At 45.3% G+C, this 20,118-nt stretch carries 18 protein-coding genes; 7 read left to right on the top strand and 11 right to left on the bottom strand.

Annotation, left to right across the window (positions count from 1 at the left end):
• Positions 1-585: 585 nt before the first annotated feature.
• Positions 586-1,584: a GlxA family transcriptional regulator gene (locus ACJJIE_RS06330; RefSeq protein WP_444893973.1), complete on the bottom strand. Its 999-nt coding sequence runs from the start codon at positions 1,582-1,584 to the stop codon at positions 586-588.
• A gap of 108 nt (positions 1,585-1,692) precedes the next feature.
• On the opposite strand from ACJJIE_RS06330, the gene ACJJIE_RS06335 reads away from it, so the two are divergent.
• Together ACJJIE_RS06335 and ACJJIE_RS06340 are read left to right on the top strand one after the other, a co-directional pair.
• Positions 1,693-1,995 (top strand): putative quinol monooxygenase, encoded by a 303-nt coding sequence (locus ACJJIE_RS06335; RefSeq protein ID WP_444893974.1) that lies wholly within the window; start codon positions 1,693-1,695, stop codon positions 1,993-1,995.
• A 28-nt stretch (positions 1,996-2,023) separates the two neighbouring features.
• Positions 2,024-2,824 (top strand): alpha/beta hydrolase, encoded by an 801-nt coding sequence (locus ACJJIE_RS06340; protein WP_444893975.1) that lies wholly within the window; start codon positions 2,024-2,026, stop codon positions 2,822-2,824.
• Positions 2,825-2,867: 43 nt separating this feature from the next.
• Here the strand turns inward: ACJJIE_RS06340 and ACJJIE_RS06345 are convergent, their stop codons facing one another.
• Positions 2,868-3,737: a LysR family transcriptional regulator gene (locus tag ACJJIE_RS06345; RefSeq protein WP_444893976.1), complete on the bottom strand. Its 870-nt coding sequence runs from the start codon at positions 3,735-3,737 to the stop codon at positions 2,868-2,870.
• Between the two features lie 140 nt (positions 3,738-3,877).
• Between ACJJIE_RS06345 and ACJJIE_RS06350 the strand changes: the two genes are divergently transcribed.
• Together ACJJIE_RS06350 and fghA are read left to right on the top strand one after the other, a co-directional pair.
• Positions 3,878-5,008, top strand: a complete 1,131-nt coding sequence (locus ACJJIE_RS06350) for an S-(hydroxymethyl)glutathione dehydrogenase/class III alcohol dehydrogenase (protein ID WP_444893977.1) — start codon at positions 3,878-3,880, stop codon at positions 5,006-5,008.
• A gap of 56 nt (positions 5,009-5,064) precedes the next feature.
• Positions 5,065-5,916, top strand: coding sequence for an S-formylglutathione hydrolase (gene fghA / locus ACJJIE_RS06355; protein WP_444893978.1), 852 nt, complete (start codon positions 5,065-5,067; stop codon positions 5,914-5,916).
• Between the two features lie 72 nt (positions 5,917-5,988).
• Here fghA and ACJJIE_RS06360 read toward each other — a convergent pair whose 3' ends face one another.
• From ACJJIE_RS06360 to ACJJIE_RS06370, 3 genes are all read right to left on the bottom strand, one after another.
• Positions 5,989-7,422 (bottom strand): aldehyde dehydrogenase family protein, encoded by a 1,434-nt coding sequence (locus ACJJIE_RS06360; RefSeq protein WP_444893979.1) that lies wholly within the window; start codon positions 7,420-7,422, stop codon positions 5,989-5,991.
• 237 nt (positions 7,423-7,659) lie between these two features.
• Positions 7,660-9,369, bottom strand: a complete 1,710-nt coding sequence (locus ACJJIE_RS06365; RefSeq protein ID WP_444893980.1) for an alkaline phosphatase D family protein — start codon at positions 9,367-9,369, stop codon at positions 7,660-7,662.
• A gap of 213 nt (positions 9,370-9,582) precedes the next feature.
• Complete coding sequence (locus ACJJIE_RS06370) at positions 9,583-10,149, bottom strand: DUF1993 domain-containing protein (RefSeq protein WP_444893981.1); 567 nt, start codon at positions 10,147-10,149, stop codon at positions 9,583-9,585.
• 148 nt (positions 10,150-10,297) lie between these two features.
• Between ACJJIE_RS06370 and ACJJIE_RS06375 the strand changes: the two genes are divergently transcribed.
• Both ACJJIE_RS06375 and ACJJIE_RS06380 read left to right on the top strand, forming a co-directional pair.
• Positions 10,298-10,765: an allophanate hydrolase-related protein gene (locus ACJJIE_RS06375; RefSeq protein WP_444893982.1), complete on the top strand. Its 468-nt coding sequence runs from the start codon at positions 10,298-10,300 to the stop codon at positions 10,763-10,765.
• On the top strand, positions 10,749-11,192 hold the full coding sequence (locus ACJJIE_RS06380; RefSeq protein ID WP_444893983.1) for an allophanate hydrolase-related protein: 444 nt from the start codon (positions 10,749-10,751) through the stop codon (positions 11,190-11,192). Before ACJJIE_RS06375 ends, ACJJIE_RS06380 begins: the two co-directional genes overlap by 17 nt.
• Before the next feature lie 58 nt (positions 11,193-11,250).
• Here ACJJIE_RS06380 and ACJJIE_RS06385 read toward each other — a convergent pair whose 3' ends face one another.
• A complete protein-coding gene (locus ACJJIE_RS06385; protein WP_444893984.1) occupies positions 11,251-12,138 on the bottom strand; it encodes an SMP-30/gluconolactonase/LRE family protein in 888 nt (295 codons plus the stop codon).
• A gap of 67 nt (positions 12,139-12,205) precedes the next feature.
• Entirely contained in the window at positions 12,206-13,051 is an 846-nt protein-coding gene (locus tag ACJJIE_RS06390; protein WP_444893985.1) for an alpha/beta hydrolase family protein, read from the bottom strand.
• Positions 13,052-13,568: 517 nt separating this feature from the next.
• Between ACJJIE_RS06390 and ACJJIE_RS06395 the strand changes: the two genes are divergently transcribed.
• Positions 13,569-14,435 (top strand): glycosyltransferase family 2 protein, encoded by an 867-nt coding sequence (locus ACJJIE_RS06395; RefSeq protein WP_444893986.1) that lies wholly within the window; start codon positions 13,569-13,571, stop codon positions 14,433-14,435.
• Positions 14,436-14,453: 18 nt separating this feature from the next.
• On the opposite strand, the gene ACJJIE_RS06400 is transcribed toward ACJJIE_RS06395, so the two are convergent.
• The 4 genes from ACJJIE_RS06400 to ACJJIE_RS06415 form a co-directional block, all read right to left on the bottom strand.
• Positions 14,454-15,608 carry a hypothetical protein gene (locus tag ACJJIE_RS06400; RefSeq protein WP_282932920.1) on the bottom strand — a complete coding sequence of 385 codons (1,155 nt, stop codon included), beginning with the start codon at positions 15,606-15,608 and terminating at the stop codon, positions 14,454-14,456.
• 294 nt (positions 15,609-15,902) lie between these two features.
• A complete protein-coding gene (locus ACJJIE_RS06405; protein WP_444893987.1) occupies positions 15,903-16,442 on the bottom strand; it encodes an energy transducer TonB in 540 nt (179 codons plus the stop codon).
• Positions 16,443-17,050: 608 nt separating this feature from the next.
• Positions 17,051-17,929, bottom strand: a complete 879-nt coding sequence (locus tag ACJJIE_RS06410; RefSeq protein ID WP_444893988.1) for a DMT family transporter — start codon at positions 17,927-17,929, stop codon at positions 17,051-17,053.
• A 595-nt stretch (positions 17,930-18,524) separates the two neighbouring features.
• Positions 18,525-19,829, bottom strand: a complete 1,305-nt coding sequence (locus tag ACJJIE_RS06415) for a hypothetical protein (protein ID WP_444893989.1) — start codon at positions 19,827-19,829, stop codon at positions 18,525-18,527.
• Positions 19,830-20,118 lie beyond the last annotated feature (289 nt).

Raw genomic sequence — 20,118 nt, forward strand, 5'->3', positions numbered from 1 at the left:
GTTTCCTTCCTTAAAACTACAACCAACGCATTTTCAAAATACTGGTTGACGCAATTATCATCAGCATACCAAAAAAACGTCAAAGAATGTGCAAATAGTGACACAATCTTGATCTAAATCAGCAACCTGTCAATAGTGACAAAAATTAACAATACGCAAATCATCACTTTAAATTAGAAGCACTTCTTCACATTTTCCACATGGCACAACTACAGACACAACCCACCCAACGAAGTAAATCTTTTGATTGCATAAAATTATATAAAACAAAAAAAATTATTTGGAACCACCGAGAATATCGAAGCCGGTTAAACTTCTATTTGCCCCTAGCTTGAGCCTTGATATGCTTTCTAAAATCTCAAAAGTAATGTGGTGAACCCCTATCAGAACTCTCACACACACCAAGACAACCACTACAAACGAGTCTCTATAAATATTGATGTTACTGGTTTTCTGACAGGAAAGATCTAAGCCAATCCTTGGGAGAAAAGGTCAATAATATCTACCTTTAGAATACTCTTTATCTCAACTATCAGCTTTACCGTTTAGCTTGACCCCAGCCCCGACGGTAGCCTTCCAAACAAATTAACTCTTCTGATTTTTCTGCCGAAATTGACTGGGACTCATCCCCACATGTAATTTAAATACACGTCGGAATACTGCATCATCGGAATAGCCTAATTCTTGCGCGACACTGGCAACCTTATTGGCTGGGTTTAGTAAAAGGCTACGTGCGTATTCCATACGGACGCTATCGATAAATTGTTTGGGTGCTTGCGCTGTTAACTGTTTTAGCCGCCGGTGTAATGTTCGCTCGGATATCGACAGTTCTTTTGCCAGCAACTGACTGCCTAACTGTTGACCAAAATATTGACGAACCACATTTTCAGCATCCACCAGAAACTGCTCTTTTGATACCTGGTAGCCTTTTGGTACATGCAAAGTTTGCGAACGCGGGTGGGAATCCACAACAGCGAGATCAGCCACTTTGGTTGCAACTTCTTCGCCAGCTAGCATCTTGATCACTTGTAGAGTTACATCTACCCAAGATAAAGGGCCACCCGCTGTCACTATATTTTCATCTACCAATAGTCCACTGGCCCATAGCGGGCAGGCATTGCTAAAGCGGGATTTCAACTCATTGTGTAACCACCAGGTGGTTGTGCATTGTCGTCCATTTAGCAGACCCGCTTCACCCAGCGCCAAAACGCCACTACAGGAACCCGCGATAATCGCCCCGCGCCTATATTGGGTTCGCAGCCATTCGCAAGTCGGTTGATCCAGCAGCTTTTCAGGGGGCACACCAAACTGGTTGGGCATAAATCCGGGGACTATCACGGCTTCGCAACTGGATATTTGTGATACCCCATGGCTTACAGCAAAGTACCTGCCCTGCCCGTCTATAATGTCGGCGCTATCAGAACTGGCGACCAGGATTTCGGGGGACCAGGACTGTTGATAGGCAGGGTCCAGGGAGTGTTGGCTTTCAGATAAGCGGAGGCCACCCAGGGCAAACATATCCTGAACGCCAGCCAGAGCCGACGGCAAAACTCCCGGCATAGATAAGATGACTATCTGGGCCATAAATCCTCAAAGTGGCGAATTTTGTCTGATCATTGTCTTTTTGGACACTGATAGTCAAACCTAAGCTTCCTCTAGGATACTCATCACCAAACAACGTGAGAGAAAACAATGACTGAAGCAAAGCTGGCCATCGTGGCACTGATCGACGCCAAAGCGGATAAGGCTGATGAGGTAAAAGCGCTGCTTACCTCAGCCCAACCGCTCGCTGTGGAAGAGCAAGGAACCCTGAGCTGGTATGCCGTACAAATCAACGCTACGCGATTTGCTATTTTCGACACTTTTAGCGATGAAGACGGCTTGACTGCACATCTTAACGGCAAGATCGCTGCAGCATTGCTTGGCAAAGCGGATGAACTGCTCGCATCAGAACCACAAATTATGACTGCGGATATTCTCGCATCTAAAATCTAAGGAAGCCTTGAAAAACCAGGAGTCAGCGTTGGATACCCCTATCGTCTTCATCCATGGGACCAATGCCGGCCCCTGGACAATGGAGAACTTCCACCAGTATTTTGAGGAGGAAGGATTCTATTGTCACAGCCCAAGCTACCGCTACCATCAAGATCTAAAGTCAGAACAAAATCAGCAGCACCTTAAAGGACTGAGTATTGCCGACTACGTTGATGACATCAGGGCATTTGTACAATCTTTAGATGAAAAGCCTGTTCTAGTCGGCCACTCCCTGGGCGGTGTTATTGCACAAAAATTGGCAACTATGGATTTGGCACGGGCAATCGTATTGCTTAACGGAAGCGTGAACTGGGGAATACTGCCCACCACAGAAGAAGAGAGTGCGCTGGGCAAGTTGTTTATGGCTGCGGGTGAATTTTGGAATGATGTCCTGTTACCGGATTTCGCGACAATGGTGAAATTCGGGTTGAACAAACTCAATCCAGGCGACCAGCACAAGGTCTTTGATCGATTAGGTCCTGAATCTGGGCAAGTCCTATTTGAATTGTTCTTCTGGATTTTTGACAGTAATAAAACAACCAGAATTGACTATCAAAAAATCAATTGCCCCACTTTAATGGTTTCGGGAACCGATGACCTGGCAATCCCCCCTTCCACAGCAAGGTTAATTGCTGAGTGGCAAGGAAAAAATACCACCTTCTACCGAGCGGAAGGTTATGGTCACTATTTAATGCTGGAGCCAAAATGGAAGCGGATTGCAGAATTCTGCAGCACGTGGGTAAGCCAACAATTTCAAAAAACCACCTCCACTAGCAATAAATCACTGTGAACCCTTTACTACACCAAACCCTTAATCTGCCTCCTCCCTTTTCTCAAGTGAGATACTCGGCTAGATAATCAATCAGCAGCCTGACTTTCGGCGCGATATATCGACTGCCGGGGTAAACTGCGTATACCCCTTCATCCCTATCTTCGAGATCACTTAAGAGGGTGATTAATTTTCCTTCAGCGATATATTGCTCGACGTAGTAATCGGGCAACTGCACAACCCCCAGGCCTTTAAGCGCAGCATCTAAAAGCGCCCCTCCGTTGTTGTAACGAAGGCTACCTTTGACCCTAAGGTTTTTTTCTCCTTCCCTGGTATTGAATCGCCAGTAATCCAGTGTGCCCAGCAGGCAGTTGTGCCTGTTCAATTCCGACAACGAGTGTGGGGTCCCGTGCTCTTCAAGATAATCCGGTGAGGCGCACAGATGAATTCGCCGGTCCGCCAACTTTCTTGCCATCAAGGTTGAGTCCTGCAACTTACCCAGGCGTATGGCGATATCGTAACCCTCATCTATAAGGTCAACCTGGCGATTGGTGAAATAGGCATTGACCTCAATCTTAGGGTTTTGAATCACAAAATCATTGATCAGTGGTGCAACCTTCTTTTCAGCATAAGTGACCGGTGCCGTCAGTTTGATTTTACCCTGTGGGTGGGTCTGTAATTGAGTTACTGCTCGTTCCGCCGCTTCCAGCCCATCGAGCACCCCCCGGCAATGCTGGTAAAACAGCGTACCTTCTTGTGTCAGTGACACCTTGCGCGTGGTTCGATATAGCAGTTTGACATTCAAGCGGCTCTCCAAAGCACTGACCTGGCGGCTGACTTTAGCGGTGGAAATAGCCAGCCTCTGCGCAGCCAAGGTAAAGCTCTCGCTTTCAGCGACATAAACGAACTCTGTAATACCTTCCCAATCTTTCATTATTGCAAATATGTAAAAAAAAGTTTCAAAAACACCCAATTATAATCAATTCTGCAATCAATATAATGGCTCCCCAGTCGTCACAGCGGGGCCAACCAACTCCAGGCCCTGAATGACATGATTTAACAGCGAGTAATCTAATGTCTGAACAATTTATCAAGTCGAAGGCCGCCATCGCTTGGGGGCCTGGCCAACCGTTATCGGTCGAAGAAGTGGATGTCATGCTGCCAAAGGCTGGTGAAGTATTGATCAAGGTCATTGCATCGGGAGTGTGTCACACCGACGCTTTCACCTTGTCTGGCGACGACCCGGAAGGCAAATTCCCCTGTATTTTGGGCCATGAAGGTGGCGGTATTGTCGTGCAGGTCGGTGAAGGGGTTACCAGTGTCAAAGAGGGTGATCATGTTATCCCCCTGTACACCCCAGAATGTGGTGAGTGTAAATTTTGCAAATCCGGCAAGACGAACCTCTGCCAAAAGATCCGTGAAACTCAGGGCCAAGGCCTGATGCCTGACGGCACCACACGCTTCTATAAAGATGGCAAGCCGATCTATCACTATATGGGCTGCTCTACATTTTCGGAGTACACCGTATTGCCAGAGATTTCGCTGGCAAAAGTAAATCCGGCTGCGCCATTAGAGGAAGTCTGCCTGCTGGGTTGTGGTGTCACTACTGGTATGGGCGCTGTGATCAACACCGCCAAAGTTCAAGAAGGCGATACCGTTGCGATCTTTGGCCTTGGGGGTATCGGTCTTTCGGCGATTATCGGCGCCACCATGGCAAAAGCTTCACGAATCATTGCCATCGATATCAATGAAAGCAAGTTTGAATTAGCCCGCAAACTGGGGGCGACGGACTGCATCAACCCCAACAACTACGATAAGCCAATTCAAGAAGTCATTGTCGAACTCACTGAGGGCGGTGTGGATTATTCCTTCGAATGTATCGGCAACGTCAATGTGATGCGCTCCGCTCTTGAGTGCTGCCACAAGGGCTGGGGTGAATCAGTCATTATCGGTGTAGCTGGTGCCGGCCAGGAGATCTCCACCCGTCCCTTCCAGCTGGTAACAGGCCGAGTCTGGCGCGGGTCCGCATTCGGCGGCGTTAAAGGACGCTCCGAATTACCAGACTACGTAGAACGCTACCTGAATGGCGAATTCCAGCTCAACGACTTTATCACCCACACCATGAGCCTGGATGACATCAATAAATCTTTCGACCTGTTACACAAAGGCGAAAGTATCCGCACGGTCATTCACTTCGATCAATAATCAGCAAAGATCAATTGGACCATCTCTTGGAGGTGGTCCAGTTAGGGCTATCCAGCATGTCTATTGAAAATATCAGTGCCAACCGGAGTTTTGGCGGCTGGCACAAGCAATACCTTCACGACTCAAAGTCATTAAACTGCAAAATGCGTTTTGCTATTTATTTGCCACCGCAAGCTTCACAAATACACAAGGTTCCGGTGCTCTACTGGCTGTCAGGCCTGACCTGTACCGATGAAAATTTTATGCAAAAGGCAGGAGCCCAGCGGATTGCCTCCGAACTAGGGATAGCCATCGTTGCTCCCGACACCAGTCCCCGTGGAGAATCTGTTGTCGATGATGAAGCCTATGATCTGGGGCAAGGTGCTGGATTTTATATCAACGCCACCCAAGCGCCCTGGAGTCGCCACTACCACATGTATGATTATGTGGTGGAAGAACTGCCGGCACTTATCGAGACCACCTTCCCTGTAACAACACAGCGCGCCATTGCAGGACATTCAATGGGGGGCCATGGTGCACTGATGATCGCCCTACGCAATCCAGCAAGTTATGTTTCCGCATCAGCCTTCAGCCCCATCAGCAATCCTTCTCAGTGTCCGTGGGGACAAAAAGCCTTTGAAACCTATTTGGGCAAAGATCGGGATAGTTGGCGAGACTACGATAGCAGCGAACTGCTCAAAAATGCCGACAAGCCTGTGCCGATGTTGGTGGATCAAGGAGAAGCCGATAGCTTTCTTGTTGAACAGCTGAAACCCGAGATGCTCGAAGCGGCTGCCAAAGCAAGCAACTACCCGCTCCAACTTCGCCGTCATTCCGGTTATGACCACAGCTATTACTTTATCGCCAGCTTTATTGAGCAACATCTTCGGTTTCATGCTCAGCATCTCAGCCAGACATGCCCAAACTAATAAGTAAGGTCAATCTTTAGTCCAAGGCCACAGCTGCAAGGAGAGTTGTGGGCCTGGTGACCTATTAATTTTCTAACTATTTAACTCACGTACCACCATCAATCGCTCCTCGGTCATATCCGCAATAGCCCAGCGTACCCCTTCCCGACCAAGCCCCGAATCCTTAACACCACCATAGGGCATATTATCTACCCGCCAGCTGGGTACATCACCAATAACCACACCACCCACTTCCAAGGTATCCCAGGCTTGCTGGGCTTTGTAAAGGTCACGAGTGAATATGCCAGCCTGCAGACCAAAGGCACTGTCATTCACCTTGTCTAAAACATCATCAAAGCTATCGAAAGGCTCCAGAATTGCAACAGGGCCAAATGCCTCCTGCTGTACAATGGAGCAGTCATGGGGCACGTTTTCCAATAGCGTTGGATCAAGCATGGCGCCATCTCGTGTACCTCCACAAAGCAGGGTTCCCCCGGCTTGAACCCCCTCTTCCACCCAGGTATGCAAGCGGGTAGCCTCTCCCTCAGAAATCATTGGGCCAATAAATGTATCTTCTGATCGAGGATCGCCTTTCTTAAGCTTTTTGGTACGCTCAACCAGACGTCGCTTCAGGTCTTCATATAGACTGCAATGCCCATAGATCCTCTGGACGCCGATACAGCTTTGGCCCGACTGATAGAAAGCACCGAAAATCAGCCTCTCTACAGCATCATCAAGATCTGTATCCCGATCGATAACGCAGGCTGCATTACCTCCCAACTCCAAAACCACTTTCTTTCGCCCCGCCCTGGCCTTTAGGTCCCATCCCACCGCCGGTGAGCCGGTAAAGCTCAGCAGCTTGAATCGATCATCCACAGTAAACAGCTCTGCTCCCTCTCTATGGCAAGGCAATACAGAAAAGGCGCCTTTCGGCAACTGTGTTTCGGCCAGAACTTCAGCGATGATCAATGCCCCTATGGGCGTGCGGCTAGCGGGTTTTAGTACAAAGGGACATCCGGCAGCGATGGCAGGTGCCACCTTGTGAGCAGCAAGGTTCAAAGGGAAATTGAACGGCGATATAAATGAACATGCGCCTACCGGTACTCGCCTGACATATCCGCGATAGCCCCGTGAGCGTTTGGATATCTCAAGATTGATAATCTCACCATTGATACGCACCGCTTCTTCAGAAGCTACATGAAACGTATCGATTAGACGCAGTACCTCGCCCCGCGAATCATGAATCGGCTTACCAGCTTCAATACACAGCGCTTCGGCCAGCTCTTCAAACCTTTCACGAAAACGTACAACACAATGCTGTAAAACTTCCTGGCGGGTGTAAGACGGCAAATTAGCCATCGGTTTTTCTGCCAAAAGCGCCCAGTCGATGGCACTGTCAATAACCTTGGCATCAGCCATTGCAACCCGGGTAGCTACTTTCCCTGAATACTTGTCAGTAACTTCCAGATCGGTGTTGGCATGCACTGCTTCATTGGCCAGGTAGTAAGGGTAAGAGTCTTGCAGCAAAGTAATATCCTTTTACTTGATGTCTGATCTATCAAGAGTGCCCCAACGCCAGATACAGCATTGTGCCCATCGTCGGGTATAGATGACCCGCAGGCATATATCAAATGTGTACTCGCAGACCCATTAGCTCCGGAAGCAGGGGAGGATTTTCTAGCTGTGATGAAAAAGAAATAGATATACGGGAATCTTATGAAGTTGAGGGCCAGCGCCCCCAACTTCATATTGAATGGCAGCTAGTTATTTTTCAGTCAACCACATGCCAACCGGCTCATAATTAAACTTCTTGTAAATGGCCTTTTCGGTATCCGGATTGTCACTCTTCTTATCAATGTTGTATACGGTCCAATTCAATTCATCAACATTGAATTCAATCACCGCATATCCATAGATATTACTGACAAAATCTTTGATATGTGGATTGTTGACCTGAACCCCACCATTTAGCAATGAGGTAAACACACTGCCAACATCAATACCTTTTTCAATCGTATCGTTCATATTAGGAGAAGATATAGATGGGGTCATCAGCTCAACACCGACCAAGTTGTCGTAGTTCCAGTTGCTGATTTTGCTGAAGTCTACTTTTAGGTACGACGCGATGCTGGAATGAAGATCTCCTGTCAGTACCACAAAATTGTCAACGTTACTGTCTTTAACCGACGACAGAATCTGTTCCCGCTCCCACTGGTAACCGTCCCAGGCATCATAGTTGGCATAAACCAGTGAACGCCCCAAGATAGTCCCAGCCAATTGGGCCAGTAGAGTTTGGTTCCCCCATACTTTCCAGCGGGCACTGGAATTTACAATTCCATCTATCAACCAATCCCGCTGTGTCTTACCCAGCATGGTTTGGCTATCTTTTTCGTAATCTGTACACCAGTAATTTTCCCAAGTAGTACCGTCAGTGCAAGGCTCCTTGGTTCGATAAGTGCGGCTGTCTGTCATATAAAGGTCAACCAAGTCCCCAAACTGGAATGACCGATATATCTGCAAGTAGTCAAAAGCATGGCTTGCGGACTCATCAACTTTTACCCGTGCTGGGACATATTCAATCCAAGCCTGCTGGGCATCGCGACGTAACTGGCGCAGCTGATCAGGATCGTTATCACCGGTCTGGTAGGGGTGAGACGGCACGCCCAGAGTATCTCTCTCATAATCCCAGTAGGCGTTGTCTGCCGTTTCATGATCATCCCATGTGATGATAAATGAGTGCATTTCCATCGCCCGCTGCAAGTTCTTATCCTTGCGGTACTCCTTATAGATATGGCGATAATCTTCAAGGTCCATCGCAACCGAACCGCCAGAAGGCAGAGAGAGCGAATGCACTACTGAGCTTTCAAAACCCTCATATTCGGCATATTCATAGATAAAGTCCCCCAAGTGCAGTACGCAATGTACATCTTCGTCCGCAATATGGTTATAGGCATTGTAGTAACCGGTGGTGTAATCCTGGCAAGTGACCACAGCCATCTTTAGAGTCTCAAGGCTGCCAGTTGGCAAAGTGTGGCAGCGGCCAGTACGACTACAAATAGTGCCGTATTTGAACCGGTAATAATAACGCTGGTCAGAGGATAAATAGCCTTCCAGGTCAATGTTGACGGTGTAATCGCGGTCTGCCGTGATATCACTAGCATTGATTTCAGCACTTAGAATTGGCTGAGTAAATTCCTCATCCAACGCAACATCTACATATAGAGACTGGCCATCTATATAGGAGTCTGGATTAATATGCGTCCAAAGAACCACCCCTGTTTGACTGGGATCTCCCGAGGCCACGGATAAATCAAAAACAATTCCATCGTTATCAATTTGATCAGTAGATGTGGTGCCGCCCAGCACAAAACGTGCATAGGTTTCGCTATCAGTGTCCGCGAGAGAACGAATCGCAAAGGGGGTCAAAAGTGCAACACCCATAGCCTGGACAAAAGTTCGGCGGGAGATGGTCATAAATCAACTTCCTGTTATCGTACGCATGAAGAATCGGAAAGGGGGCGGATTCTATAGAAGAACGTACCAACAAAGAAGTTTGACTTTTTATCAAATAATCTCCTCACCTACTGAATTTAACTTTTATAAGGTTAAGGCACAAAAGTCAGTTGAAATTAATTTACACCAACATCTCTTTAGCCATAAATTAAAAAAATCAAGTATTCCCGTGATTTAGGCGTCTGAAGTCATCTCTGACCTGAGGTAAGCAAAAGCATGCTGCACATAATCAGCTTTTCCCAATGAAACACCCTGGTTTCTCAAGATTGCATAAGCCGTATTAATATGGAAATAAAATTGGGGTAACGCCCAATCCCTGGCATATTGATCATCAGTCATATCAAAAATCATCCCATTAGGAAGTTTAATTGTCACAAGCTCATCCCTTCTCAACATCAATGTTTCTGGAGTAACGCCTCTTAAACGTATCAGCGCTTGTCGAATTCGCTCTTGAGCTTCGGAAATGGACCCAGGATTTTCACCAGCTCCCTGCCCTTCTCGAGCCAACTCCTCCAGAAAATCTGGAATCGCACGCCGCCCCAATCGAAATATTGCCTCTTGCGCCTGTAAGCAACTAAACCGAACTTGGGATGATAAGGGAAACATATCTGGAGCGAGCCTCGCTTTAAGGAGGGCTTCGGACTTGTCTTCTGGCAATTCTGCTTTTGCTTTCTCAAGCCAACAGGAAAGAGCCTCCAACATTTGTATATACGTAGGTAACAATAAATCCGTCAGACTCACAATGTATCTCCATTAGTGATTATTGGTAAGTGGCAAGATGTTTCTCTGGTACCAATTTAAAATAATTAACGAGACCCAAGCATAATCTAGAGTCTTCTTATTTCCATATATAAGCTAAATTCATACAGCCTAAACTCGAGATAAATCAATGCTCAGGATACTCAGATATGTTGCTGCTAGCTTAATGCTATTGGTGCCACTAGCGAACGCTGAATCTATCGACGTCGCAGTTAATGGCACCCTAATGCGCGGATTCGTCCTTGAAAAACATATGCTGAAAAACCACGCCACTTTTGTTCGTGAGGCTAAAACAGCACCAATCTATCGAATGTGGTCCATTGGAGACAAATACCCTGCAATGGAGAGAGTGCTTAGTGGCGGCACATGGATTGCACTGGAGATCTGGTCAATTCCTCAAGCAAACTTAGTCAACCTATTAGAGGAGGAGGCTAAAGGATTAGTCTTAGGTAAAGTTGCTTTAGCGGATGGAACACAAGTATTAGGGATACTAGGTGAAAACTATATTGTGCAAAACCAGAAAGATATTTCCAAGTGGCATGGCTGGCGAGCCTATGCGGAGAGTTTGGGTATGAGTAGTAATGAAACCGATCAGTAGCACTAATATTGAATATCGGATATCGGCAACCAATATGAGCACATATACAGAAGTCGCAGTAAATGGACCATTGATGCGCGGCCTTGAGTTAGAAAGCAACCTGCTACAAAACGATGCAACCTTTGTCAGGGAGGACAGAACAGAGGCCATCTACGGAATGTGGGTAATTAAAGGCCAGTACCCTTCTATGCAGCGAGTGATTATAGGAGGAACATGGTTTGACATTGAAATCTGGTCCCTTCCCAAGGCCAATTTAATTGAAGTGCTCTATTTAGAAGCGACAGGGCTAACATTAGGCAAAGTGAGGTTAGAAAATGGTGAGCAAGTCTTAGGGATATTGGGCGAAAACTATTTAACCCAGCAGCAGGAAGACATCTCCAAGTTTCATGGATGGCGCAACTATATACAACAGAAAACTAACGACTGACCCAGTAACGCCTCTCTGTAACCCATGGCAACACCATTGAGTCGACAATCCACCCAATCTATATTTTTGGACGGTAAAGCTGCCTGCCCGCGCAAGGTAGCCCCAACCACTCTAAACACCCGACATCCAAAATCGTTACCACCGCCCCACCCCTTGGGTCTTCGCAAAAAGCAATATTAGTGGGCCGCTTGCCACAGGTGGGTATACGTTCGACAACTTTTCCATCACTATCAAGAACAGTCACATCACCTTGACCGAAAACTGCACAATACAATCGCCCATCACTACCAAAAGCCATCCCATCAGGTCCCACAAATCCCTCTGGCGCTCCGAAAACCACATTGCTGAAAACCTCCCGTTTCGGAGTTGCTAAAGAAGCGAGATCGTAGCGGTAGATATTGCCGCTAATAGTCTCCCCCACATATAAGCGGCCCTGTAGATCAATGGCAATACCATTGGGAAAGCGCAACCCTGAATCCAGCTGTCGCAACACATCACCACTGCGGGGGTCTATCTCGTATACCCGTCCATCGTAACGACAATTTCGGAAATCAGCCCGGATAGCCTGCCCCTGAACAAACTCACCCGGATCAATTCCGGAATCTGTCATATAGAGCAAACCGTTTTCAGCAAAAGCCAAGTCATTAGGCCATAAGAAAGGCTTGCTTTTTGGTCCGCCATAGATATCAAGCAGTGCCCCATCTAACCCCATACGCACAAGCCGCTCCCTCCCCCCACCGGCGACCCAAAGGCTGTCGCTCCCATCAATTGCCAAACCGTTGGGGCGCCAACCGGGGTCTCCTACCCGTTGGTATTGCCCTGTCGGATCAATACGGCTTATACAGTGCCGCGAAGATGACATTTCAGCGACATAAATGTGGCCATCAGGCAGGCAAACGGGACCTTCCGGTTCTTGCAGACTATTGCACAGCACACGCCTTTTCATGGGGCTAACATGCGTCCCTATCTGGTCACACTACGACTTTACGAGCACACGAAAACACCCTAACAGCCTACTCCAACCAGTCTAAAACGTTGCGCCAAAGACTATCCTTGAACTTCTTCCTAAAGAATCCAAAATGGCCAATCGATCCATTGCCAATAGAACTGGACTGGATGGTTTCAATATCCGTATTTGCGTTGCAATAGAAGTCCCTTAATGTACGCACCGCCTTCTCTGGCGCGAAGTCCTTATCATCATCGATAAACAGGAACTTCATATCACACTGCAAGCGCTCAAACCCCTCGCGAATAGGTCTGCCCTGCCGATCGACCACATAGTCCCTATGACGGGCCCAAAAAGCCCACTGGCTAGCAATACCTGCAGGTAGGTTCTCCCCTCCCCAGAGTGCGCCTGGCACCCACCCTAAAACCCTCGATAACACCGGAAAGGCAAAGTACCACGCCAGCACTAGCTTTGGCTGATGCTTAGCCCCCCAAAGCCTCCAAAAGCCACTTTGAGCTGATACGCAGTACACACTTGAAAGTTGAGTATTATTTGATGCAAGACCTAGGATTTGTCCACCGACACTGTGACAAACACAATGCCAAACCAGCGCTTTAGAGTGTTTACCACACCAGTCAATTACCGCCTCCAGATCATTCTCTCCCCAAGCACTCAAAGTCAGCCGTTTGTCTCTCTGGTTGGCGACAGAAGACTTCCCAATGCCCCGGTAGTCATAAGTCAGAACCAAGTAGCCATTCTGGGCTAAAAAGCTGGCGAAATCCCAATAGAAACTTTGCTTCACAGCCATAGCAGAGTTAATGATAATGCCCGCTTTTGGCTCCTCATTGGGCGTAAAAAGCTTGGCCCCAAGCTGTATCCCATCTTTGGTTGAGATTCTCTCTTCTTTAATCATTTACCTATGGTTTCCATGTATCATTCAACACAAACCATAGGGAAAAGCTAATGCCAAACCCAGCACTTCCAGTCAATCATAAGAAATACCATTGGTCGAGGGGGGCCATACAGGAATTTTTCCTATAAAAATGTACTTCAGGCCAAATGCTATCTATTCAATAACGAAAGATAAAAACCTAACTCGAATGAAACCACTTGCAACTAGACTTATACAGTTGCTCTATTTGATTATTAATGAGCATTTTAAACCCAATAAATAACCAAGTATTATAGCAACCATTTTTTCTTGCTCCCCGCCACCTATTTTGCAAGGCACCTGAAATGTCTCTAGATAAGAAATATATCCCACCAGTAGCAATCCTGCTCACTATCTACTTAAAGCGACTCTAAAATTCAGCCATCAAGCTTGGTATCCGGCTAGTCTCGCCACCAAGTCAACCTGTGATGATTTATTGTGTATTTAATGTATAACCTAAGTCATTTATTGATCTAAGAACGATGGGAAGTTTAGGTGTATGACCGATCGATTCAGCATCATTATGCCCTGTTACAACAACGCTGACCTCTTATATAACCTTCTGCAAGGCTATTCTTTACAAACATTTCCCAAAAGCCATTTTGAACTCATCATTGTAGACAACAACTCACAAGATCCCAATATCATTTCATGTTACAACAAATTCAAGAATCAACTAACTGTAACTTTACTATTTAGGCACCTTTTACCAGACCCATTTGCACTCAACTCGGCACGCAATTTAGGTGTTAATATTGCCAAATATGACTGGTGTATATTTACAGATAGTGACTGTATCCCCTCCCCCCAGTACTTAACAGAAATCCAAAAATTAATTAATGAGCATGGATCAAATATCTGCATGGCAGGAATAAGGGAATTTATTAATTCCAAAGAAATAGTTCCGAGCAAAATAGATAGTAGTGGCGTATACCTCAGCAACTTCCCAAGGTTTAATAGTTCATCAAATTATGGGCTCAGTAAAGACAGGCGCTTGGGCAAAATTGAGCATCTACCGAACACAGAGCATCCTTGGGGTCATTTTTATGGCTGTAATATGGTGTTTAAGAAAGAGCATGTTATCAAAGCAGGCTTGTTTGATGAAAAGTATGATGGAACCTGGGGGTATGATGATATAGATCTAGCCTACCGGGTAATCAATAACCTTAAGGTAAGACCCATTTATATGGAAAAGGCTGTTGTATACCATCAAGATAAAATTGACCCAGCAGAGGCCGTGAACGAAAAAAGTATCAAACTCAAGGATCTAAAAAACCCGAACTATCAATATATATGCAAGAAAATCCCCGGATACTACGAATTTAGTAATCGTGAATTTAAGCGCTTTGGACTTACAATCATTTAAGCAGCCCACTGATTAAGTTTAAATTTCAAGCAATTCGACCTCAGCCGAAATCTGCTTTAGGAAAAAAAGGACAGTCTCAAGTGAGAAAATAGCCTTATTTACAGTAACATCAATGTGATAACCATCAACAGATTTGCTAATTGCAAAAACCAGAGCATCCCGTGTGATCGAATAGGTTGCTATACAACCATCTTCTCTTGCTGGCAGGTAACTAAAGATAAAGTCTTCGCTAATATTTGAATTAAGTTTCTTCTCTACCTTTAACATATCAAGTAGTACCACTGCATAATATGCAATATGATATTTTTTTAACAGAAAAATTTGATGTCTGGCAAAATCATCCAAGCCTTTCAGTGAAAAATAGAAACCAGAAGCCGTATTGCCTATTCCACGCAAATTCCCTCCCTGTTTGGGAATACCGTGAATGAACTCCTGAGTTATTAGTATATTTGCCCTATGCCGATCAAAGATACAAGTAAAGGAATCTATCAGGGTTGTTAAAATGTTCTCAAAAGATATCTCATCAGACTCAACTTTAGCTGAAACCAACACGATATCATCCAGCTCTCCATATACATCCCCTCCTTCCTTCAAAAAAAATGGGTTAGCCCTACCCTCCTTCTTATTACTTAATATTAAACCAATCCCTAAGAAGATAGCTTTACCCAGACCAACGACTCTATCAAAATATGAATATTGGTCATTACCGTTATATAGGCGCCTTATGATTAGGAGATATTCATTTGACTTAATCTTATCTTTCTTCAATAAAAAATTAGCATACTTAGAGAAAAGCAGCCCGGTATAACCGGAAAAGTAATCATGATTGACTATAAAATATACAGATACCTTGTCAAAATGAATATAAATAGGGATATCAGCCTTTTCTAATCTCTTATAGAGCTCCTTCCTTCCGTGACTACCCACCAATTCGTTTTGAAGTTCCGTAATTTTCTCTAGATAATAGGGTTTTGAATGTGGTGCAGAAGTCAATGCAACCAAATCATAGAGCTTACTCAAACAATTGCTTAGTTCAGATTGGCTGTTTTTACCGAAGATATATACGACCAGTGTGGATACGCAACCATAACCTTTTAAGTATTGCTGAACATAGCTCTTAGGTGTCTTTATCGGTGTAAATAGCTTGCATAAGAAATTAGCTTTCTCCGCCATAGCATCAACTTAAAAAGGGGGTGTTCTATTAGTAAAGATCAGCTACGCAACATCAAAAAGTGGACAACCACCTATTATCATGCCAAATGTCATAAAAGAACCCCGCAAGCCAGCTAGCACAAAAACAATGCTGCCAGCTACAGGGTACGCAATCATAAAACCTCGGCTATGAGATTAACTACCGATACCCGAAAGCCACCAATCCAATATTAGTAAAGGCAGAAATTCACGACCAGAGGCTCCTTAGCCCCAAATTAACCAAATCTCGAATCCTGTCTTTAATATTAGGTAATATCAGTGGTGCGTCCCGCTACGTATCCGGTCAATAAGGGGATTGGTTTTTCTCCTATCAACACAAACTTTGGCTTTTTTTATCCTGCTACCCAATACTTTATCAGTTCGACATACTATATGATCACTTTCGAATGGATAGTCAAAATTATACTTCATGCCATACCCATAATATTTCTGATCTAATGGCTCATACCTAGTATGCATTACAGCTGCCAATGCTGACTCATCAAAAACCCCAGCAGGATTGGAATTCACCACCTTCGGATCTGTAACTTGACCATCTACATCTACATTAAATTCAACAACAACAAACCCCTCTATCTTTTCCTCTACAGCCTGTAATGGATAGATAGGAGGAGTTGAAAATAAAGGGACAGGCTCTCCTTTTTGTTTTGCGGCTTCACGAGACTCATCCGATGCCTTAAGTGAATATATCATTTTGGGGCACTGCTCATATGATGTGCAGCCAGAAAATGAAACACTATTTGATGTACAGCCAGAAAAAGTAATCGCAAGAAAGGCTAGTGCCAGAACTCTCATTTCAGTAATATCCCTATAAAATTTCACATATTGTATATAAATGAAATACACTAGCCTAGATAATTTTATGTAATGGTAATATTATCTTAACTTAAGCCGTAGGTCATCCTACTGACTACACCTTACTTACCCCGATATAAACTCACCATCTAATTTAGTTCAAACAAGCCATACCTTACCCCAGCTTAACTTGCACCACCCTCTTATACTCAAATGAGTACCTTTTCGTCGGAATACTGGCTATAAACTAACCGAAACTTTAAGAGTCACTTTATAAATTCTGTAGAATTGCCGAAAACAGCACAGCAAGTGCTGCCTTCTGCCGAACACATTTTAAACACGAGAGTTAAGGAATCTCCAGTATTTTATTTTCTAAAGGAACAGCTAGTTGTAGATAATATCAGGGATAAGAACCAACGCTTTGTAACATTTAACATTATCTTCTCTTAATAAGGTAACTCATATAGATTCACATGTGTTATGACAGCCGATATCAAGGATAGATTCCTCGCCGAATACTTAAGAGTCTTCTTAGCTAATCCCCCAAAGGACTGAGATCAACCCTGAGCTTAGGTACTTGCAACACCGGAACGCTTAAAGTCTGACTATTATTTAAGCTCTTTCGCCCGCAGCCAGGCCAACCCGAGCCCAGCGGCAACCGTTATACCCATGCCTATCACACCACGGATACCGAATTCCGTGCCGAAGATAAATCGATCGGCTAACACACCAACGAGGATCGCACTGTAAAACAGTGCTCCCACCAAGTAAGCAGGTGCGACACGGTTAGCGATTGTGTAGGCTAGGTTCTGGGGGACAAACAGCAGTGCAGGAATCGCAAGAATCCATAGAGACGATGTCTCCACCTTCGCGCCCTCCCAGGACACAATAGACAGACTAAAGACCAACATCCCAACAGAGAAATAGAACATAATGCGCTCAGGCGGTTCAGTCCGACCTGCAACACCCGTTGTGATACTGCCTGCGGCACGCGCCACTCCCGCCAGCAAGGCAAGCAGTGAGTAGGGATTGAAAATGCCCTGAACACTATGCTGGATCAAAATTAGGCATACGCCAAAGAATGCCAATATCGCTAAAAAGATTGTGGCGGTACTAACCCGGTGGCCAAGAAACACCTTTGCCATCAACATAGCGAAGAATGGATTCGTGCTTTCAAGTACCAACGCATCCGCGATTGGTATTCCCTTCAGTGCCCAGTAGAAAGCAGCGAAATAGACAAAACCCGATATAGAGCGAAGAACAAGGATTTGCGGATTCACGGGCTTTATTCCCGCCAACCCTTGCCGCATCAGGAGAAACATACCCGACAATGGAGCAAGTAATACGACCTGTGCAGTCAATAGCATAAAGGGACTGAGGCCCGCGCCAGCACCAAGCTTACCGGCAATACCGACACAGCCCATCAACACTCCGCCGATAAGAGCTAGCCCAACACCCAGGGAATGATTTTGATAAGCAGATGGCAAAGTGTCACTACCTTCAGCAAATAGGGGGCAAACCTACCTGAGGCGCAGTAATGATGCTTTAACTCATGCCTCAGGCGGGTCTTTACAGAACGGGACTCTATATAACTTTAGCCCCCCAATAGATTCATTTCCCATTGGGCTGGCCAGAGAGATTGTTGTGGCAATTGGCTGCCAACTGGCGTCAGCTTCCCAGCCTCACAAGATATGGCAGTCCTAATACGAAAACTGAGTTTTGACCACTTTTAGCTCAAGAGTGCCAATCCTGCTCTCAGCCCTGCGCAGCAGGTATGCAGCGCAAGCGATTGTCGGTACTTCCTTTCCTCCAGGCCATGTTAACCTCCACCCAGTATCCAGTTATTTCTCCATAAGGTATATATCCAACCCTATCTGCATCATCACGCAAGAATGGCTTGTTGCGCTATAGCTCTGAATTGGGGGGGAGGTATCTGCCAGTGTCACACCACTTTCCCAACTTTGGTAATTCTGAGCCATTTCAAAACGGGCCGTGGAAGCTAAGGATCCGTAACCGCTCGCCTGAGTATAGAAATTGCACCAGCACCTAATTCATTAAACTCTAGTTATGCCCAGTAGACCGTTAACTTGTATAAGGACCATTGCTCTCAGAAAACTCTCTTAATGTCTTCATATATTTTTCTATGTACCTTAAAGCACTCTCTTTGCTAACCAATGGTTCACAATATCCGAAAACAAACACCCCTTCTCCATCTATTGTGCAAGTCACTAGCATTATGGGGTGTTCTCCATGTGTTTGAACGGTCATAACCACACCAAAGTCAAAGAACGTCAAAGGGCCCGTATACTCACTTATATCCCCAACATTGGATACACAAATCCCAGAAGGGAAGTAATCTTTTTCAGTGCTAGATTCTTGAGCTAAACGTTCGATCTCTACGAGGCTGTAATCGGGCACAAGCGGAGACTCAAAGAAGTGCCCATTTCTCAACTGTAAATAGACTTTTTTTTGAATTAAATGCGCGAGACTTAACAAGTCGAGGCTGGTTTCATCTGATGATAAGGATATAGTTAAGATAGTTGTGCACTCCCCTATAACATCCCGATCTATCTGGTGTTTACACAAGAATTGCGCATTTATAGGCAGCAGTAACTCCGTTACGGGGCGAAAACCTGGCAATGACCGGGAAGCAATAATAGCAATAGCGTTATAAATAGAGGTAATTTGAACATTCTCATGTTTTGAAAGTAGGTACAATTGGTCACAATACCTTTTGGGGAGGACCCGATAAATAGAACATCCCTTTCGAAGGGAAGCATTTGCTGCTTGCTCTACAGGCCACTTTGAACAAGCATTATTATCGTCACTAGCCACCGGTTGTATTGTTTTAAGATGCTTTATGGAGCTAACATAATCCACCACCGATTTTTGCATTATCGAAGCAGAGGGCCTATCTCCTGAATCACCTCTCAGGTACCGGTCCAAATCTCTGACCAAGAGTAATAATGAACGTCCATCCATGGCAGCATGGCTTACCATAAAAGCAACCCACTCCACATCTCCATGCTCATTCACATAGACCGTAAAACGATAAACATACTTTTCCAGCTCAAGAATTTTAGCCCCTAAACGTTTGAACTCTTCCTGATAATTTAAAGGCAATGCATCACGCTTGATTTCTATAGGAATAGCTTCAAATTCTACGTCGCAGAACCAATAAGCATGATGATTTTTTTCTACTCGAGAATGGAGCATGGGATGCAGGTTATGGAGGTATTCCATTCCCTTTATTAATTCTTCGACTCCCAAAGACCTACGTGCCCTGAAGAAGACAGCCAGCTGGACTGCACCGTTTGACTTTTCAGTCAACTCTACAAAGAGTGCTTCCTGAGCCCCAAGCTTACGAAAAGGTTTTGCTTTATTCATTGCAGGCTCTTCCCAATAGGGAAATCACTATCAATAGTATAGAACGAGAAAGGGCTATACCCATGCTATATTTATAACAAGCGCTTATAGATAAACACTAAGCTCGCACAATCCTCGAGGATATCAGTGCCATAAGAGGCTCTCTTTTTGGAGGGTGTCCTACCACTTTTACAATTCTGTACCATTCTGGACACCCACCAATGCCATACCTTTCTGCCACCATTCTGGATGCCCACCAAAGAATGCCACCATTCTGGAATGCCACCATTCTGGACACCCACCAAAGAAA

The sequence above is a fragment of the Microbulbifer maximicatervae (SeqCode) genome, assembly GCF_052467325.1.

Excerpts from the sequence above, each read along its gene's own strand:
- ACJJIE_RS06380 (WP_444893983.1), top strand. The coding sequence starts at position 10,749 with ATGAAACCGATCAGTAGCACTAATATTGAATATCGGATATCGGCAACC.
- fghA (WP_444893978.1), top strand. The coding sequence starts at position 5,065 with ATGTCTATTGAAAATATCAGTGCCAACCGGAGTTTTGGCGGCTGGCAC.
- ACJJIE_RS06345 (WP_444893976.1), bottom strand. The coding sequence starts at position 3,737 with ATGAAAGATTGGGAAGGTATTACAGAGTTCGTTTATGTCGCTGAAAGC.
- ACJJIE_RS06365 (WP_444893980.1), bottom strand. The coding sequence starts at position 9,369 with ATGACCATCTCCCGCCGAACTTTTGTCCAGGCTATGGGTGTTGCACTT.
- ACJJIE_RS06400 (WP_282932920.1), bottom strand. The coding sequence starts at position 15,608 with ATGGCGGAGAAAGCTAATTTCTTATGCAAGCTATTTACACCGATAAAG.
- ACJJIE_RS06395 (WP_444893986.1), top strand. The coding sequence starts at position 13,569 with ATGACCGATCGATTCAGCATCATTATGCCCTGTTACAACAACGCTGAC.
- ACJJIE_RS06330 (WP_444893973.1), bottom strand. The coding sequence starts at position 1,584 with ATGGCCCAGATAGTCATCTTATCTATGCCGGGAGTTTTGCCGTCGGCT.
- ACJJIE_RS06350 (WP_444893977.1), top strand. The coding sequence starts at position 3,878 with ATGTCTGAACAATTTATCAAGTCGAAGGCCGCCATCGCTTGGGGGCCT.
- ACJJIE_RS06385 (WP_444893984.1), bottom strand. The coding sequence starts at position 12,138 with ATGAAAAGGCGTGTGCTGTGCAATAGTCTGCAAGAACCGGAAGGTCCC.
- ACJJIE_RS06415 (WP_444893989.1), bottom strand. The coding sequence starts at position 19,829 with ATGAATAAAGCAAAACCTTTTCGTAAGCTTGGGGCTCAGGAAGCACTC.
- ACJJIE_RS06405 (WP_444893987.1), bottom strand. The coding sequence starts at position 16,442 with ATGAGAGTTCTGGCACTAGCCTTTCTTGCGATTACTTTTTCTGGCTGT.
- ACJJIE_RS06390 (WP_444893985.1), bottom strand. The coding sequence starts at position 13,051 with ATGATTAAAGAAGAGAGAATCTCAACCAAAGATGGGATACAGCTTGGG.
- ACJJIE_RS06375 (WP_444893982.1), top strand. The coding sequence starts at position 10,298 with ATGCTCAGGATACTCAGATATGTTGCTGCTAGCTTAATGCTATTGGTG.
- ACJJIE_RS06335 (WP_444893974.1), top strand. The coding sequence starts at position 1,693 with ATGACTGAAGCAAAGCTGGCCATCGTGGCACTGATCGACGCCAAAGCG.